The sequence below is a fragment of the Streptomyces sp. NPDC093089 genome (assembly GCF_044754405.1).
Lineage (GTDB): Bacteria > Actinomycetota > Actinomycetes > Streptomycetales > Streptomycetaceae > Streptomyces.
The window spans coordinates 246,419-262,982 of the sequence record NZ_JBIVPA010000001.1 but is presented as its reverse complement, the minus strand read 5'-3'; the positions used below and the strand labels follow the sequence as shown (position 1 = coordinate 262,982).

General features: G+C 69.4%; 17 protein-coding genes and 2 pseudogenes. 8 read left to right on the top strand and 11 right to left on the bottom strand.

The window, feature by feature from the left end:
- Positions 1 to 179: 179 nt before the first annotated feature.
- Together ACIQFX_RS01230 and ACIQFX_RS01225 are read right to left on the bottom strand one after the other, a co-directional pair.
- Complete coding sequence (locus ACIQFX_RS01230; RefSeq protein ID WP_402457473.1) at positions 180 to 2,441, bottom strand: (Fe-S)-binding protein; 2,262 nt, start codon at positions 2,439 to 2,441, stop codon at positions 180 to 182.
- A gap of 107 nt (positions 2,442 to 2,548) precedes the next feature.
- Complete coding sequence (locus ACIQFX_RS01225; RefSeq protein WP_402457470.1) at positions 2,549 to 3,037, bottom strand: sugar transferase; 489 nt, start codon at positions 3,035 to 3,037, stop codon at positions 2,549 to 2,551.
- A 261-nt stretch (positions 3,038 to 3,298) separates the two neighbouring features.
- On the opposite strand from ACIQFX_RS01225, the gene dnaK reads away from it, so the two are divergent.
- Genes dnaK through ACIQFX_RS01205 form a run of 4 tightly spaced genes read left to right on the top strand, consistent with a single transcriptional unit; the run spans position 3,299 to position 7,450 of the window.
- Complete coding sequence (gene dnaK / locus ACIQFX_RS01220; RefSeq protein WP_367823456.1) at positions 3,299 to 5,137, top strand: molecular chaperone DnaK; 1,839 nt, start codon at positions 3,299 to 3,301, stop codon at positions 5,135 to 5,137.
- Positions 5,134 to 5,790: a nucleotide exchange factor GrpE gene (grpE, locus tag ACIQFX_RS01215; protein WP_402457466.1), complete on the top strand. Its 657-nt coding sequence runs from the start codon at positions 5,134 to 5,136 to the stop codon at positions 5,788 to 5,790. The genes dnaK and grpE overlap by 4 nt, the downstream gene beginning before the upstream one ends.
- A gap of 33 nt (positions 5,791 to 5,823) precedes the next feature.
- The gene (dnaJ, locus tag ACIQFX_RS01210) at positions 5,824 to 7,002 is read left to right on the top strand and encodes a molecular chaperone DnaJ (RefSeq protein ID WP_402457463.1); all 1,179 of its coding nucleotides are present in this window, start codon (positions 5,824 to 5,826) and stop codon (positions 7,000 to 7,002) included.
- A 4-nt stretch (positions 7,003 to 7,006) separates the two neighbouring features.
- Positions 7,007 to 7,450 (top strand): heat shock protein transcriptional repressor HspR, encoded by a 444-nt coding sequence (locus tag ACIQFX_RS01205; protein ID WP_402457461.1) that lies wholly within the window; start codon positions 7,007 to 7,009, stop codon positions 7,448 to 7,450.
- A gap of 64 nt (positions 7,451 to 7,514) precedes the next feature.
- On the opposite strand, the gene ACIQFX_RS01200 is transcribed toward ACIQFX_RS01205, so the two are convergent.
- Together ACIQFX_RS01200 and ACIQFX_RS01195 are read right to left on the bottom strand one after the other, a co-directional pair.
- Entirely contained in the window at positions 7,515 to 7,982 is a 468-nt protein-coding gene (locus ACIQFX_RS01200; RefSeq protein WP_402457458.1) for a hypothetical protein, read from the bottom strand.
- Positions 7,983 to 7,987: 5 nt separating this feature from the next.
- A complete protein-coding gene (locus ACIQFX_RS01195) occupies positions 7,988 to 8,992 on the bottom strand; it encodes a helix-turn-helix transcriptional regulator (protein WP_367823449.1) in 1,005 nt (334 codons plus the stop codon).
- 106 nt (positions 8,993 to 9,098) lie between these two features.
- Here ACIQFX_RS01195 and ACIQFX_RS01190 point away from each other — a divergent pair, with 106 nt between their 5' ends.
- Complete coding sequence (locus ACIQFX_RS01190) at positions 9,099 to 9,317, top strand: hypothetical protein (protein WP_017240214.1); 219 nt, start codon at positions 9,099 to 9,101, stop codon at positions 9,315 to 9,317.
- On the top strand, positions 9,314 to 9,634 hold the full coding sequence (locus ACIQFX_RS01185; RefSeq protein WP_026058376.1) for a hypothetical protein: 321 nt from the start codon (positions 9,314 to 9,316) through the stop codon (positions 9,632 to 9,634). Before ACIQFX_RS01190 ends, ACIQFX_RS01185 begins: the two co-directional genes overlap by 4 nt.
- 137 nt (positions 9,635 to 9,771) lie before the next feature.
- Here the strand turns inward: ACIQFX_RS01185 and ACIQFX_RS01180 are convergent, their stop codons facing one another.
- Positions 9,772 to 10,176: a pyridoxamine 5'-phosphate oxidase family protein gene (locus tag ACIQFX_RS01180; RefSeq protein ID WP_402457453.1), complete on the bottom strand. Its 405-nt coding sequence runs from the start codon at positions 10,174 to 10,176 to the stop codon at positions 9,772 to 9,774.
- A gap of 121 nt (positions 10,177 to 10,297) precedes the next feature.
- On the opposite strand from ACIQFX_RS01180, the gene clpB reads away from it, so the two are divergent.
- The gene (gene clpB / locus ACIQFX_RS01175) at positions 10,298 to 12,889 is read left to right on the top strand and encodes an ATP-dependent chaperone ClpB (RefSeq protein ID WP_402457450.1); all 2,592 of its coding nucleotides are present in this window, start codon (positions 10,298 to 10,300) and stop codon (positions 12,887 to 12,889) included.
- 27 nt (positions 12,890 to 12,916) lie between these two features.
- Here clpB and ACIQFX_RS01170 read toward each other — a convergent pair whose 3' ends face one another.
- Positions 12,917 to 13,345: a hypothetical protein gene (locus ACIQFX_RS01170; RefSeq protein ID WP_402457446.1), complete on the bottom strand. Its 429-nt coding sequence runs from the start codon at positions 13,343 to 13,345 to the stop codon at positions 12,917 to 12,919.
- A 117-nt stretch (positions 13,346 to 13,462) separates the two neighbouring features.
- Between ACIQFX_RS01170 and ACIQFX_RS01165 the strand changes: the two genes are divergently transcribed.
- Complete coding sequence (locus ACIQFX_RS01165; RefSeq protein WP_376490360.1) at positions 13,463 to 13,999, top strand: YbjN domain-containing protein; 537 nt, start codon at positions 13,463 to 13,465, stop codon at positions 13,997 to 13,999.
- A 90-nt stretch (positions 14,000 to 14,089) separates the two neighbouring features.
- On the opposite strand, the pseudogene ACIQFX_RS01160 reads toward ACIQFX_RS01165, so the two are convergent.
- The 5 genes and pseudogenes from ACIQFX_RS01160 to ACIQFX_RS01140 form a co-directional block, all read right to left on the bottom strand.
- Positions 14,090 to 14,524, bottom strand: a pseudogene (locus tag ACIQFX_RS01160) (aminotransferase class I/II-fold pyridoxal phosphate-dependent enzyme); the annotation flags it as partial.
- A gap of 180 nt (positions 14,525 to 14,704) precedes the next feature.
- Positions 14,705 to 15,328: a dihydrofolate reductase family protein gene (locus tag ACIQFX_RS01155; protein ID WP_402457443.1), complete on the bottom strand. Its 624-nt coding sequence runs from the start codon at positions 15,326 to 15,328 to the stop codon at positions 14,705 to 14,707.
- A 311-nt stretch (positions 15,329 to 15,639) separates the two neighbouring features.
- Positions 15,640 to 15,907, bottom strand: a pseudogene (locus ACIQFX_RS01150) (aminotransferase class I/II-fold pyridoxal phosphate-dependent enzyme); the annotation flags it as partial.
- Positions 15,908 to 15,983: 76 nt separating this feature from the next.
- A complete protein-coding gene (locus tag ACIQFX_RS01145; protein ID WP_402457439.1) occupies positions 15,984 to 16,244 on the bottom strand; it encodes a Txe/YoeB family addiction module toxin in 261 nt (86 codons plus the stop codon).
- A gap of 10 nt (positions 16,245 to 16,254) precedes the next feature.
- Entirely contained in the window at positions 16,255 to 16,512 is a 258-nt protein-coding gene (locus ACIQFX_RS01140) for a type II toxin-antitoxin system Phd/YefM family antitoxin (protein ID WP_037676836.1), read from the bottom strand.
- Positions 16,513 to 16,564 lie beyond the last annotated feature (52 nt).

Below are 16,564 nucleotides of genomic sequence, written 5' to 3'. Positions count from 1 at the left end.
CGCTCGGGCTGTGCAGGCGCTCCTCCGGCCGGTCCTTGCCACTGAGCTGTGACATCCCCTAAGGGACGCCCGACGGCTCGCTCGGCGACACTTCGGTGGCCCAGCACCGCTGAGACGTACGTGAGAGGGCCGCCCCGCGAGATCGCGGGGCGGCCCTCTCACGTCAGGTCAGGTCAGGCTCAGGCGGCCGGTTCCGGCTCCGGCTCCTCGGCCGGCTCCGGCTCCGGGTCGACCGGGGTCTTCACCGATTCGAGGAGCAGCTGGGCCACGTCGACGACGGTCACGGACTCCTTGGCCTTGCCGTCGTTCTTCTTGCCGTTGACCGAGTCGGTCAGCATGACGAGGCAGAACGGGCAGGCGGTGGAGACGATGTCCGGGTTGAGGGAGAGGGCCTCGTCGACGCGCTCGTTGTTGATGCGCTTGCCGATCCGCTCCTCCATCCACATCCGGGCACCACCGGCGCCGCAGCAGAAGCCGCGCTCCTTGTGGCGGTGCATCTCCTGCTGGCGCAGGCCGGGGACGGCGGACATGATCTCGCGCGGCGGCGTGTAGACCTTGTTGTGCCGGCCCAGGTAGCAGGGGTCGTGGTAGGTGATGAGGCCCTCGACCGGGGTCACCGGGACCAGCTTGCCCTCGTCGATGAGGTGCTGGAGCAGCTGGGTGTGGTGGATGACCTCGTACTCGCCGCCGAGCTGCGGGTACTCGTTGGCGATGGTGTTGAAGCAGTGCGGGCAGGTCGAGACGATCTTCTTGGCCGACTTCGGCTTCTTCGTCGACTCGTCCTCGTCGTCCTCGCCGAACGCCATGTTCAGCATGGCGACGTTCTCCTGGGCGAGCTGCTGGAAGAGCGGCTCGTTGCCCAGGCGGCGGGGGGAGTCACCGGTGCACTTCTCGTCGCCGCCCATGATCGCGAACTTGACGCCCGCCATGTGCAGCAGCTCCGCGAAGGCCTTGGTGGTCTTCTTGGCCCGGTCCTCCAGGGCGCCGGCGCAGCCGACCCAGTAGAGGTAGTCGAACTCGGAGAGGTCCTCCGCGTCCTTCCCGATGATCGGGACCTCGAAGTCGACCTCCTTGGTCCACTCGACGCGCTGCTTCTTGGCCAGGCCCCAGGGGTTGCCCTTCTTCTCCAGGTTCTTGAGCATCGTGCCCGCCTCGGACGGGAACGCGGACTCGATCATCACCTGGTAGCGGCGCATGTCGACGATGTGGTCGATGTGCTCGATGTCGACCGGGCACTGCTCGACGCAGGCGCCGCAGGTGGTGCAGGACCACAGGACGTCGGGGTCGATGACGCCGTTCTCCTCGGCGGTGCCGACGAGGGGGCGCTCGGCCTCGGCGATCGCGGAGGCGGGGACGTCCTTCAGCTGCTCCTCGGACGCCTTCTCGTTGCCCTCCATGTCCTTGCCGCCGCCGGCGAGCAGGTACGGGGCCTTGGCGTGCGCGTGGTCGCGCAGCGACATGATGAGGAGCTTCGGGGAGAGCGGCTTGCCGGTGTTCCAGGCGGGGCACTGCGACTGGCAGCGGCCGCACTCGGTGCAGGTGGAGAAGTCGAGGATGCCCTTCCAGGAGAACTGCTCGACCTGGGAGACGCCGAAGACGGCGTCCTCGGCCGGGTCCTCCCAGTCGATCTCCTTGCCGGCCGTGGTCATCGGCTGGAGCGCGCCCAGGGCGGTGGAGCCGTCGGCGTTGCGCTTGAACCAGATGTTCGGGAAGCCGAGGAAGCGGTGCCAGGCGACGCCCATGTTGGTGTTGAGCGAGACCGTGATCATCCAGGTGAAGGACGTGACGATCTTGAGGCAGGCGAAGAAGTAGGTCAGGTACTGGATCGTGCTCAGGTCCAGGCCGTCGAGCAGCGCGATCAGCGGGTACGAGGCGAAGAAGCCGGGCTCCCAGCTCGTCACGTGGTGCTGGACGCCTTCGAGGGCGCGGAGCGTCATGATGCAGACGCCGACGATCAGGATGACCGCCTCGACGAAGTACGCCTGGCCGGTCTTGGAGCCGGCGAAGCGGGACTTGCGGCCCGCCTTGGTCGGCTTGCTCAGCTGGCGGATGACGATGAGGGTCACGATGCCGAGGACCGTCATGAGGCCGAGGAACTCGGTGAAGACCTCGTACGGCAGCCAGTCGCCGATGATCGGGATCAGCCAGTCGGCCTGGAAGAGCTGGCCGAAGGCGTTCACGATGGTGAGGAGCAGCGAGAAGAAGCCCACCGCGACGAACCAGTGCGCGAAGCCGACGATGCCCCAGCGGTTCATGCGCGTGTGGCCGAGGAATTCCTTGACCAGCGTGATGGTGCGCTGCTTGGGGTCACCGGTGCGTGTACCGGCGGGCACCGGCTGACCGAGCCGCACGAAGCGGTAGATCTGCACGGTGGCGCGGCCGAACAGCGCGACGGCCACCACCGTGATGGCGATCGACACGATGATCGCGGCGAGTTGCATGACGGGCTCCTCGGGCGGGCCTACTAAGCGGTAACTTATTGAGTTCCTGCTGAGATTACCCGGTCACGGCGCCGCGCTGTAGCGGCGCTCGCGGTGATATGTGTCGCTCAGGCAAACCTTGCCGCGCGACGCCTGCGGACTGCTGGAAGCGTACGCGCCAGGATGGTGAGGTCCATCCCCAGCCAATGATGGTCCACATAGTGGAGGTCGAGCAGCTCCCGCTCCTCCCACGGCAGCTCCGAGCGGCCGCTGATCTGCCACGGGCCGGTGAGCCCGGGGCGCACGGAGAGCCGGCGGCGGCCGTCGCCCGCGCACTCGCGGTGGGCGGGGGCCAGCGGGCACGGTCCGACGAGCGACATCCGGCCGGTGACCACGTGCAGCAGCAGCGGCAGCGCGGCCAGCGGGCTCTTCGTGCGGAAGGTCAGCATCGTGAAGGGTCGGCCGTTCAGGCCGGCCACCGTCCGCCGGCGCAGCACGCCGCGGCCCGGGGTGGCCGAGCCGAGCGCGACCGACAGGGCGACGGCGACGACCAGGGGCGAGAGGAGGGCGAGCAGGGTGACTCCGCCCGTCAGGTCGAGCGTGCGCTTCGCCGTCATGCGCCTGCCTCCGTGATCCGGCGAGATCCGTAAGGAATCATGGGATATTCGTGGGATATGCCTGCTTTGCCCGGACACGGGCATCCGGACTCTCTCATGCCGCACCCCGTCCGACCCGGCATCGACGCGCTCCGGACCCTCCTTTGAGTGAGACTGCAGGCGAAGAGTTGAGCCACCTCCACTCAGGTCTGTTGACGCGATCCCCGTCGTCGTGCATCCTTGAGTCAGTTCCACTCAAGTCGGTCAGCTGGAGGAATCGAAATGGCACGTGCGGTCGGCATCGACCTGGGCACGACTAACTCCGTCGTCAGCGTTCTCGAAGGCGGCGAGCCCACCGTCATCACCAACGCCGAGGGCGCCAGGACCACGCCGTCCGTCGTCGCCTTCGCGAAGAACGGCGAGGTGCTCGTCGGCGAGGTGGCCAAGCGCCAGGCCGTCACCAACGTCGACAGGACCATCCGGTCGGTCAAGCGCCACATGGGCACCGACTGGAAGATCGAGATCGACGGCAAGAACTTCAACCCGCAGCAGATGAGCGCCTTCATCCTGCAGAAGCTGAAGCGCGACGCCGAGGCCTACCTGGGCGAGAAGGTCGTCGACGCGGTCATCACCGTCCCGGCGTACTTCAACGACTCCGAGCGCCAGGCCACCAAGGAGGCCGGTGAGATCGCGGGCCTCAACGTCCTGCGCATCGTCAACGAGCCGACCGCGGCCGCCCTGGCGTACGGCCTGGACAAGGACGACCAGACGATCCTCGTCTTCGACCTCGGTGGCGGCACCTTCGACGTGTCCCTCCTGGAGATCGGCGACGGCGTCGTCGAGGTGAAGGCCACCAACGGTGACAACCACCTCGGTGGCGACGACTGGGACCAGCGCGTCGTCGACTACCTGGTGACGCAGTTCCAGAACGGCCACGGCGTGGACCTGGCCAAGGACAAGATGGCTCTCCAGCGTCTCCGCGAGGCCGCGGAGAAGGCGAAGATCGAGCTCTCGTCCTCGACCGAGACCTCCATCAACCTGCCGTACATCACGGCCTCCGCCGAGGGCCCGCTGCACCTGGACGAGAAGCTCACGCGCGCTCAGTTCCAGCAGCTGACCTCGGACCTGCTCGACCGCTGCAAGGTGCCGTTCCACAACGTCATCAAGGACGCGGGCATCAACCTCTCCGAGATCGACCACGTCGTCCTCGTCGGTGGTTCGACCCGCATGCCGGCCGTCGCCGAGCTCGTCAAGGAGCTGACCGGTGGCCAGGACGCCAACAAGGGCGTCAACCCGGACGAGGTCGTCGCCATCGGCGCCGCCCTCCAGGCCGGTGTCCTCAAGGGTGAGGTCAAGGACGTCCTGCTCCTCGACGTGACCCCGCTGTCCCTCGGCATCGAGACCAAGGGCGGCATCATGACCAAGCTCATCGAGCGCAACACCACGATCCCGACCAAGCGGTCCGAGATCTTCACGACGGCCGAGGACAACCAGCCGTCCGTGCAGATCCAGGTCTACCAGGGCGAGCGCGAGATCGCGGCGTACAACAAGAAGCTGGGCATGTTCGAGCTGACCGGTCTGCCGCCGGCGCCGCGCGGCGTCCCGCAGATCGAGGTCGCCTTCGACATCGACGCCAACGGCATCATGCACGTGACCGCGAAGGACCTGGGCACGGGCAAGGAGCAGAAGATGACCGTCACCGGCGGCTCCTCGCTGCCGAAGGACGAGGTCGACCGGATGCGCCAGGAGGCCGAGCAGTACGCGGACGAGGACCACCGTCGCCGCGAGGCCGCCGAGTCCCGCAACCAGGGCGAGCAGCTCGTCTACCAGACGGAGAAGTTCCTCAAGGACAACGAGGACAAGGTCCCCGGTGACGTCAAGGCCGAGGTCGAGGCCGCGCTCGTCGAGCTGAAGGAGAAGCTCAAGGGCGAGGACACCGCCGAGATCCGCACCGCCACCGAGAAGGTCGCGGCCGTCTCCCAGAAGCTCGGCCAGGCGCTGTACGCCGACGCCCAGGGCGCCCAGGCCGCCGGTGACGCCGGCCAGGCCCAGGCGCAGGACGACGACGTCGTCGACGCCGAGATCATCGACGACGAGCCCAAGAAGGGCGGTCAGGCGTGACCGAGGAGACCCCGGGCTTCGAGGAGAAGTCCGACGTCCCCTCCGGCGCCACCCCTGACGACGCCGCCGAGGCCGTCGAGACCTCCGCCAAGGAGGAGTCGACGGCCCCGGCCGGGGACGCAAGCAACGAGAAGTCGGCCGCCGCCGCGGGCCTCACGGCCCAGCTGGACCAGGTCCGTTCCGCGCTCGACGAGCGCACCGCGGACCTCCAGCGGCTCCAGGCCGAGTACCAGAACTACCGCCGCCGCGTGGAGCGGGACCGGGTCACGGTCAAGGAGATCGCCGTCGCGACCCTCCTGTCCGAGCTCCTTCCCGTGCTCGACGACGTCGGCCGGGCCCGGGACCACGGCGAGCTCGTGGGCGGGTTCAAGTCGGTGGCCGAATCGCTGGAGACCGTCGTCGCCAAGATGGGTCTGCAGCAGTTCGGCAAGGAGGGCGAGCCCTTCGACCCGACGATCCACGAGGCCCTGATGCACTCGTACGCGCCGGACGTCACCGAGACGACGTGCGTGGCGATCCTGCAGCCGGGGTACCGGATCGGCGAGCGGACCATCCGGCCCGCCCGCGTGGCCGTCGCCGAGCCCCAGCCGGGCGCGCAGGCGAAGGCGGAGGAGTCGGACGACGCCGACAAGTCCGAGAAGGACAGCGAGTAGCAGCCGTACCCGGAAGCGGGAGGAGGGACGTCGATGAGCACGAAGGACTTCGTCGAGAAGGACTACTACAAGGTTCTCGGCGTCCCCAAGGACGCCACCGAGGCCGAGATCAAGAAGGCGTACCGGAAGCTCGCCCGCGAGAACCATCCGGACGCCAACAAGGGCGACACCAAGGCCGAGGAGCGCTTCAAGGAGATCTCCGAGGCGAACGACATCCTCGGTGACCCCAAGAAGCGCAAGGAGTACGACGAGGCGCGCGCGCTGTTCGGGAACGGCGGCTTCCGGGCCGGCGGCCCCGGCGGCGGCTCGTTCAACTTCGACCTGGGCGACCTCTTCGGAGGCGCCCAGGGCGGGGCGGGCGGCGGCGGCTTCGGCGGCGGGGGCGGCATCGGGGACGTCTTCGGCGGGCTGTTCAACCGCGGGGCGGCCGGGGGCACGCGCACCCAGCCGCGGCGCGGCCAGGACGTCGAGTCCGAGGTGACGCTCAGCTTCACCGAGGCCATCGAGGGCGCGACCGTACCGCTGCGGATGTCCAGTCAGCAGCCGTGCACGGCGTGTTCGGGCACCGGCGACAAGAACGGCACGCCCCGGGTGTGCCCGACCTGTGTCGGCACCGGTCAGGTCTCGCGCGGCAGCGGCGGCGGCTTCTCGCTCACCGACCCCTGCGTCGACTGCAAGGGCCGCGGCCTCATCGCCGAGAACCCCTGCGAGGTCTGCAAGGGCAGCGGGCGCGCCAAGTCGTCCCGCACCATGCAGGTCCGGATCCCGGCGGGCGTCTCCGACGGGCAGAAGATCCGGCTGCGCGGCAAGGGCGCGCCGGGCGAGCGCGGCGGGCAGAACGGCGACCTGTACGTCGTCGTGCACGTCGACGCCCACCCGGTCTTCGGCCGCAAGGACGACAACCTCACCGTCACGGTGCCGGTCTCCTTCGCGGAGGCGGCGCTCGGCGGCGAGATCAAGGTCCCGACCCTCGGCGGCCCCGCGGTCACCCTCAAGCTGCCCGCGGGCTCGGCGAACGGTCTGACCATGCGCGCCCGGGGCAAGGGCGCGGTCCGCAAGGACGGCACCCGCGGCGACCTCCTCGTGACGGTCGAGGTCGCGGTGCCCAAGGAGCTGGACGACAAGGCACGCGAGGCCCTGGAGACCTATCGCGAGGCGACCGCCTCCGAGGACCCCCGGGCGGAGCTGTTCCAGGCCGCGAAGGGAGCGTGACCCGATGGACGGACGCCGACGCAATCCGTACGAACTGACCGACGAGTCGCCGGTGTACGTCATCTCGGTGGCGGCCCAGCTCTCCGGTCTGCACCCGCAGACCCTGCGGCAGTACGACCGGCTCGGCCTGGTCTCCCCGGACCGCACGGCCGGCCGGGGACGGCGCTACTCGGCCCGTGACATCGAGCTGCTCCGCCAGGTGCAGCAGCTGTCGCAGGACGAGGGCATCAACCTGGCCGGGATCAAGCGCATCATCGAACTGGAGAACCAGGTCGCGGCGCTGCAGAGCCGGATCGCGGAGCTGTCGGCCGCGGTCGACGGCGCGGCGGCGGCGATGCGCCAGCGCGAGGCCCAGGTGCACGCCTCGTACCGGCGCGACCTGGTGCCGTACCAGGACGTGCAGCAGACGAGCGCCCTGGTCGTGTGGCGTCCCAAGCGCGGCGAGTAGCTCCGCGAAGTACCCGTCGAAGCCCCGTCCACGCCTGTGGACGGGGCTTTCGCGCGTCCCGGGGTCAGGGGATGAAATCTAAGACGATCTCGCCGACCGTCTCGTACCAGGGGGACGCGCCGGTCCCGAAGGCGGCGGCCAGGGCGGTGCCGACGGCGATGTCGCGGGGCGTCGCGCCGGGCTCCCAGGTGTCGATGACGCGGCCGTTCCCCGAGCACAGCAGCTTGCCCACGCGCCGGCCGTCCCGGGTGAAGCGGCTGTAGTCGTGCCCGCACGGCACCAGCCGGTAGTGGACGCCGTCGGTGCGGACGTCGACCCGGTACGACCAGCGCAGCAGCCGCCCGCGGGCCGGCCGGACGGCGGCCGGCTCCCCGTCCACGGTGAGCGCGAGGAGCTCCGCCCGGCGGGTGCCGATCGGGGTGTGGGCGTCGGGGCGCGTTCCAGGGGCCCGTACGAGCTCCACGGCGGGCAGCCCGTGGCCGGAGACCCGGAGCGTTCCGGCGGGCCCGTCCAGATCGATCTGTACGTACACGGCGGTCAGTTGTCCCGTTCGAGGATGCCGGACTGTGCGATCAGGTAGCCGAGCTGGGCCCGGCTCCCGCTGCCGAGCGCGGCGGCGAGTTTGGCGATGTGGGCGCGGCACGTCCGGACGTTCATCCCGAGGCGGCGCGCGATGGCCTCGTCGACGTGGCCTTCGACGAGGAGTTTGGCGATGGAGCGCTGGACGCCGCCTATGCCGTCCACGGACGGGCTGTAGGGGATCTCCTCCTCCCAGGGCACGCCGTGCAGCCAGAACTGGTCGAAGACGCCGACGAGGTACTGGACGAGGCCTTCGTGGCGGAGTTCGAGGGCGACCTGGCGGTCGCTGCGCGCGGGTACGAAGGCGACCTTGCGGTCGACGATGATCAGCCGGTCGATGATCTCTTCGAGGGTGCGCAGTTCGAGCCCGTAGGGGGCGACCCGCTCCACGTAGGCGAGGGTGGCGGGGTGGTGCCGGGCGGTGTGCTGGTAGAGGGTGCGCATCCGGACGCCGCGGTTGAGCAGGGGCTCCATGCGCCGCAGGGCCGCTTCGAGGGTCTCGGGGCGCCGTCCGCTGCCCGGCTGGATGGTGAGGAGTTCCTCGGTGCACTCGTTGATGACGCGGTCCAGCGTCGCGTTGATGACGCTGAGGCCTTCGAGGACCGTGATGGCCTGTGCGGCGGAGGGGTCGGGGGTGTGGATGGCCAGGAATGGCTCGAACGCGTCGGCGAGCGCGATGGCGTGCTGCCGACGCGCCTGTATCTCCAGTTCGATGGGGTGGACGAGCTGGTTGAGGGCGATCGAGGGCGACACCGGGTGCAGCCACTGGCTGTCGTCGGGGTCCGGGTGAAGGAGGGAGAGCTCCTTCAGGCAAGGGGCGGCCGCGGCCTCGGAGCGGGCGATTCGACCCGTGCGGAGCGCGTTCGCGTACAGCTCCTTTCCCACGTCGCATAGTTCACCGTGACTGTGGTTATGGCCCGTTCCGTCACATTCCAGACTCATTTGCACCCCCCTCAGGGTCATGAATTACAGGAACATGATGCCCGGGTTGGCTGGTGGACGGGTCATGAGTAAGTCATCGTCTAACTCGCGGGGGGGAGGTAGTGATCAAAAGAGGTGGAGATCGGCCATGACCAGGATGGTTCGTGCACTTAGCGCCATAGCCGTTGCGGCGGCTGTTCTCGGTGTGCTCGCACTCGACGGCGAGCCCTCATGGGAGACCACCCCGGCGCACTCCGTAGTGGCGGAGCCGGGCGAGCCCTCGTGGGAGAGCACTCCGGCGCACGATGTGCTCGCGTCGCCCGGCGAGCCGTCTTGGGAGATCCTTCCCAAGGGTGCGGGCGCGTGAGTGTCCCGCCCGACGACCCCAGGTTCCGGCGCGAGATGGCCTCGGCCTACCGCTCCGGATGGCACTTCGTCGATCTCGCCACGGCCATCCCCCACCGTGGCGACTCGCTGAAGGTCACTCTCTTCGGGGAGCCGATCGTCGTCGCACGCGAGCAGGACGAGGACGTCCGCGCCTACCGGTGTCTCCGGCGCCCCCGGGGCGCACCGCAGCCGATCCGCTGTGCCATCCGGTACGGCATGATCTTCGTCAACCTCGACCAGCGGGACCACCAGCTGATCGAGCCCGAGACCATCACCGCCACCCCCCGCAGTGCCTGAGCGATTCCCCCGTCGTTGTAGATCGCTCCGGCACTTCCCCCACACAGCGGCGCCATCGCGGACCTGAAACGCGATGGCGCCGCTGTGCTGTGCCCGCGCCCTTCCCAGGGCGCGGGCCGTCGCCCCGTGCGGGTTCCTCAGGCGCGGCCCATCGCCCGGGTGAGGGCGATCTCGATGACGACCCGGTCCGGGTTCGGGGCCGGCGTGCGGCCGTACCGCTCGGCGTAGCGGGCGACGGCGTCCGCGACGACCTCCGCCTCGGTGCGGATGTGGGCGACGCCCTCCAGGGTGGCCCAGCGCCCCTTGTCGACCTGGCAGACCGCGACCCGCGCGCCGTCCGCGCCCGCCGCCAGGACGTTGGCGACCTTCCGGCTGTTCTTGTTGGTGATCACGCGCGCGTACCCGCCCTCGGGGTCGTACGTGACGCCGACCGCGACGACGTGCGGAGTGCCGTCCGGGCGCGGGGTGGTCAGGGTGCTCATGTGGTACTCGCGCCAGAAGCCGACGTACGAGTCGGAGGGGTTCCTCGGGTCCGTTGCCATGCCCGGAAACTACCGGGACGGGACTCCCTCCCACACATTGAGCTGAATCGACTCAACTTTGTGTACCCTGGAGGAGTCATAGAAGGAGAGGACCCGCGAGAACCCAGGAGGAGCACCGCACGTGGACGCCGAACTGACCAACCGGAGCCGGGACGCGATCAACGCGGCGAGCAGCCGCGCCGTGTCCGAGGGGCACGCCGACCTGACCCCCGCGCACCTTCTGCTCGCGCTGCTGACCGGTCAGGACAACGAGAACATCACCGACCTGCTCGCCGCCGTCGAGGCCGACCAGGCCGCCGTCCGCGCGGGCGCGGAGCGGCTGCTCGCCGCCCTGCCGAGCGTCACGGGGTCCACGGTCGCGCCCCCGCAGCCCGACCGCGACTTCCTCGCCGTCATCGCCGACGCCGACAAGCGCGCCAAGGAGCTCGGCGACGACTACCTCTCCACCGAGCACCTGCTCATCGGCATCGCCGACAAGGGCGGCCGGGCCGGTGAGATCCTCGACCGGCAGGGCGCGAGCGCGAAGAAGCTGCTCGGCGCGTTCGAGAAGAGCAGGGGAGGACGCCGGGTGACCACACCCGACCCGGAGGGGCAGTACAAGGCGCTGGAGAAGTTCGGCACGGACTTCACGGCCGCCGCGCGCGAGGGCAGGCTCGACCCGGTCATCGGCCGGGACCACGAGATCCGGCGCGTCGTCCAGGTGCTGTCCCGCCGCACCAAGAACAACCCGGTCCTCATCGGTGAGCCCGGCGTCGGCAAGACCGCCGTCGTCGAGGGCCTCGCCCAGCGGATCGTGAAGGGCGACGTGCCCGAGTCGCTGAAGAACAAGCGGCTGGTCTCGCTCGACCTCGGCGCGATGGTCGCGGGCGCCAAGTACCGCGGCGAGTTCGAGGAGCGCCTGAAGACCGTCCTCTCCGAGATCAAGGAGAGCGACGGCCAGATCATCACCTTCATCGACGAGCTGCACACGGTCGTCGGCGCGGGCGCCGGCGGCGACTCCGCCATGGACGCCGGCAACATGCTGAAGCCGATGCTGGCCCGCGGCGAGCTCCGCATGGTCGGCGCGACCACCCTCGACGAGTACCGCGAGCGGATCGAGAAGGACCCCGCCCTGGAGCGCCGCTTCCAGCAGGTCCTGGTCGCCGAGCCGACCGTCGAGGACACCGTCGCGATCCTGCGCGGCCTGAAGGGCCGGTACGAGGCCCACCACAAGGTGCAGATCAACGACTCCGCCCTGGTGGCCGCCGCGACCCTCTCCGACCGGTACATCACCTCCCGCTTCCTCCCCGACAAGGCCATCGACCTCGTCGACGAGGCCGCCTCCCGGCTGCGCATGGAGATCGACTCCTCGCCCGTCGAGATCGACGAGCTCCAGCGCTCCGTGGACCGGCTCCGCATGGAGGAGCTGGCCCTGAAGAACGAGACGGACGCGGCGAGCAAGCAGCGTCTGGAGAAGCTGCGGCGCGACCTCGCCGACCGCGAGGAGGAGCTGCGCGGCCTCACCGCCCGCTGGGAGAAGGAGAAGCAGTCCCTCAACCGGGTCGGCGAGCTCAAGGAGCGCCTCGACGAGGCCCGCGGCCGCGCCGAGCGCGCCCAGCGCGACGGCGACTTCGACGCCGCCTCCAAGCTGCTGTACGGCGAGATCCCGGCCCTCGAACGGGAGCTGGAGGCCGCCAGCGAGGCCGAGGCCCAGCAGGAGGCCAGCAAGGACACGATGGTGAAGGAGGAGGTCGGCCCGGACGACATCGCGGACGTCGTCGGCGCCTGGACCGGCATCCCCGCCGGCCGCCTCCTGGAGGGTGAGACGCAGAAGCTGCTGCGCATGGAGGACGAGCTCGGCAAGCGCCTGATCGGCCAGTCCGAGGCCGTCCGGGCCGTCTCCGACGCCGTGCGCCGCAGCCGTGCGGGCATCGCCGACCCCGACCGGCCCACCGGCTCCTTCCTCTTCCTCGGCCCGACCGGCGTCGGCAAGACCGAGCTGGCGAAGGCGCTCGCCGACTTCCTCTTCGACGACGAGCGGGCCATGGTCCGCATCGACATGTCGGAGTACGGCGAGAAGCACTCCGTCGCCCGGCTCGTCGGCGCGCCCCCCGGCTACGTCGGGTACGAGGAGGGCGGCCAGCTCACGGAGGCGGTCCGCCGCCGCCCGTACAGCGTGGTCCTGCTCGACGAGGTGGAGAAGGCCCACCCGGAGGTCTTCGACGTCCTGCTCCAGGTCCTGGACGACGGGCGGCTCACCGACGGCCAGGGACGGACGGTGGACTTCCGCAACACCATCCTGATCCTGACCTCGAACCTCGGCAGCCAGTACCTGGTCGACCCGCTGACCTCGGAGGACGTCAAGAAGCAGCAGGTCCTGGACGTCGTCAGGGCCAGCTTCAAGCCCGAGTTCCTCAACCGGCTCGACGACCTGGTGGTCTTCTCGGCGCTCGACCGGGCCGAGCTCGGCCGGATCGCGCAGCTCCAGATCGACCGGCTCGGCAAGCGGCTCGCCGAGCGCCGGCTCACCCTGGACGTCACCCCGGCGGCCCTGGAGTGGCTCGCCGAGGAGGGCAACGACCCCGCGTACGGTGCCCGGCCGCTGCGCCGCCTGATCCAGACGGCGATCGGCGACCGGCTCGCCAAGGAGATCCTCGCCGGCGAGGTCGTCGACGGCGACACGGTCCGCGTGGACCGCTTCGAGGACGGCCTGATCGTCGGCCCGGCGCGCTGAGGCCCGTCCGGGCGGGCCCCCGGCGGCCTACAGGTCGAAGGACGTCAGGTGTACGAGGGCGGGGCCGCCGTCCTCGTACACCACCTTCACGCGGACGTAGAGCACCTGGTCGAAGTCGACCTCCCGGCACAGGTCCTCGTCGCAGGGCGTGTCCGGCGCGGCGCCCGGATAGGTGGCTTCCAGCCAGTCGGCCACCCCGGCGCGCGGCATGCGGAAGTCCACGGTGATGTACGAGTCCTGCCAGTGCATCCCGGTGCACCGGGCGTCCTCGGCGGACGCGGGAAGGCGTCCGCGCGCGAACTCCATCGCCTCGCCGCAGTCCACCACCTGCTGCCGTCCCGCCTCGGTGAACGAGTACGCCGACCAGGCCAGCAGCGCGACCGGCAGCCCGCAGAGCACCGTGAGCCCCACGGCGAGCCAGATCCACCACCGGGATTTCCTCTTCTGTTCCCCCATGGGAACGAGATCCTGTCAGCTGGCAGCGGATCTCGCCGCTTCCGGACCGGCGGGGCTTGCCACGCACCGCCCGGCATGGGAGAGGATGGCGAGCATCCGTACGAAGGGAAATACACGGTGAGCATCGACCCGTCCTCGATTCCGAATTTCGGGGGCCAGCCCCAGCCTCAGGCCGCAGGACCGGCGGGCCCCGTCGTCCCCGACCAGGACCTCGTCAAGCAGCTCCTCGAGCAGATGGAGCTGAAGTACGTCGTCGACGACGAGGGTGACCTCGCGGCGCCGTGGGAGGAATTCCGCACGTACTTCATGTTCCGCGGCGAGGACGAGCAGCAGGTCTTCTCGGTCCGGACGTTCTACGACCGTCCGCACTCGGCCGACGACCGCGCGAAGATCCTCGACGCGATCGACGACTGGAACCGCCGCACCCTGTGGCCCAAGGTCTACACCCACCTCCACGAGGAGGAGGACGGCTCGGCCACCCTCCGCCTGATCGGTGAGGCGCAGATGCTGATCGGCACCGGCGTCGCCCTGGAGCACTTCGTGTCCTCCACGGTCAGCTGGGTCCGCGCCTCCATCGAGTTCGACAAGTGGATCGTCGAGCAGTTCGGCCTGGAGTCCCCCGAGGACAAGGCGGCGGGCGACGAGGAGGCCTGAGCCTCCCCGCCGACCGGCCACGGAGCCCGGCCCCCTTCGCGGGGGGTCGGGCTCCCGTGCGTCCGGGCCCTCGCGCGTCCGGCCCGCGCCTCAGGCCAGGCGCTTGAGGCGGGAGACCGCTTCCTCCAGGACCTCGGTCTTCTTGCAGGAGGCGAAGCGGACGAAGGGGGCGCCGGCTTCGCGGTGGTCGTGGAAGACGGCGTTGGGGATGGCGACGACCCCGGCGCGTTCGGGCAGGGAGCGGCAGAAGGCGAAGCCGTCGGTGGCGCCGAGCGGGCGGATGTCGGTGGTGACGAAGTAGGTGCCGGAGGGGCGGTAGACCTCGAAGCCGGCCTGGGCGAGGCCCTCGCTCAGCAGGTCCCGCTTGGCCTGGAGGTCGGCGCGCAGGGCGTCGAAGTAGCCGTCGGGGAGGCGGAGCGCCTCGGCGACCGCGTACTGGAACGGGCCGGCGGAGACGTAGGTGAGGAACTGCTTGGCCGAGCGGACGGCGGAGGTCAGCTCGGGGCTCGCGGTGGTCCAGCCGACTCCGCGTTCACCCACCCATTTGTTTCCTGGCTCCGCGTAGGGTCAGGTCGGTGCCCCGTGAACTTGCTGCCGACGCACCAGTGGCGTCGGTGGGGGCGGAGCCTCTCGTCGACTGCCCGCCTCACCGCTTGCGTCGGCGATCCGCTCACGGCCTACGAGGAGCTGCACCCCCCACGAACGTCAGCCGTCAAGGGCTGGGGCCGACACTCTGCTGGACGGCGTGTTCCGGGCATGTGTGACGCGGAATCGCATGTGGGTGACGTGCGGTGAGACGAGGATTCTGCTCCGCTCCAGCTCGATGTGTTCCTTTCCCAGGTGATCGAAGAGTCGGCGGCCGTCGCCCATCAGCACCGGTGCGATCTGAAGGTTGATCTCATCGAGGAGCCGGGCCCTGAGCGCCTGTTGAGCGATGTCCGCACCCATGATCGTGACGTCCTTGCCGCCCGCCGCTGCCCGTGCCTGCTGAAGCGCGCTTTCCACGCCTCCGGTGATGAAGGTGAAGGTCCCGCTCTTCATGACCGCCTGGCTTCGAGCGTTGTGGGTGAGGACGAAGCAGGGGACCGGGAAGGGCGTGTCCTCCCATACCTCGACACCCACGTCGAATGTTCTTCTGCCGAGTACGACCGCACCTGTCGAGTCCGAGACCTCTCGTGCGACCGCGGCGTCCACCTCGCTCCCTGACGTGTCAAAGATCCATTCATGCAGACGAAGACCGCCCCGGCCCATGGGGTGCTCGGCGCTGATGTCCGGACCGGCCATGAAGCCGTCGAGCGACATGGTGACGTTCAATACCACCTTGCTCATGAGACAACTACCTCTCCACGCGGTGTGTGATCGACCAGTCATAGGGTCAGACCGGGCGGCGAGGCCGGACTCATCGGTCTTCCACCGTGCCCGGGTGGACATAGCCGTACTTCACTGGGCCGGCGCCATGGGGTGCTGTCCGCTGCCGAGGTCGATCGGGTGGTCTGCACGCGATCGTGTGCAGACCACCCGGCATCCACGCCGGTGATGACCTCGCCTTGACCTCACGCGCGAGGGAGGCACGCGAGTTCAGGACGCCAATCGTTGCAGGCGGCCGGCGGCCGGCGGCCGGCGGCCTCGGTGAGGACGTCGTCCTTCTCGCCGAAGGGGGTGATGTCGGTGGTGAATGAAGTACGCGCCCTGGGGCTGGTACACCTCGAAGCCAGCCGTCCGCAGGCTGTCGCCGAGCAGGTTGCGCTTGCGTCGCAGGTCGGCGCGGAGGCCGTCGTAGTACGCGTCCGGGAGGCGGAGCGCCTCGGCGATCGCGTACTGGAACGGGCCCGAGCTGACGTACGTCAGGTACTGCTTGGCGGTTCGGACAGCGATCACGAGCTCCCGTGTGCCGGTAGCCCAGCCGACTGCGTGTTCGCACACCCATGTGTGTGCGGCGCCGGCCAGTTGCGGGGAGGGCGCTGCGCCTGCCCCCCAGGTCCCGTCAGCTTTCGTAGTGGTAGCGGCACTGCGCGATCAGGACGCCGTCCTCGGTGGCCTTGTAGATCAGCCGGTGCTCGTCGTTGATGCGGCGTGACCAGTAGCCCTGGAATCCGTGCTTGAGCGGTTCCGGTTTGCCGATGCCCTCGTTGCCGTTCCGGGTGATGTCCGCGATGAGTGTGTTGATGCGCTTCAGGGTCTTCCGGTCCTGGAGCTGCCACCACAGGTAGTCCTCCCAGGCGCTGGAGGAGAAGGTGATCTTCAACTCGCAGCCCTTATTCGTCGGTCGCCAGTTCACGCACGGTGCCGCCGCCGTTCTCCAGCTCGTCGATGGACGCGAGCAGGCGCCGGGCGTTGGCCGGACTGCGCAGCAGGTACGCCGTCTCCTTCAGGGACTCGTAGTCCTCAAGGGAGACGATGACGACCGGCTCATGTCCGGCACGGGTGATGACGACCTCTTCGCGGTCGTCGGTGACGGAGTTGAGCACCTCGGCGTACCGCGCGCGCGACTCGGAATACGTCATGGTCTTCACGGTCGACCCTCCTTTCCACGTACAGGAAATTGTACGTCCCTCTTTGTCGGTG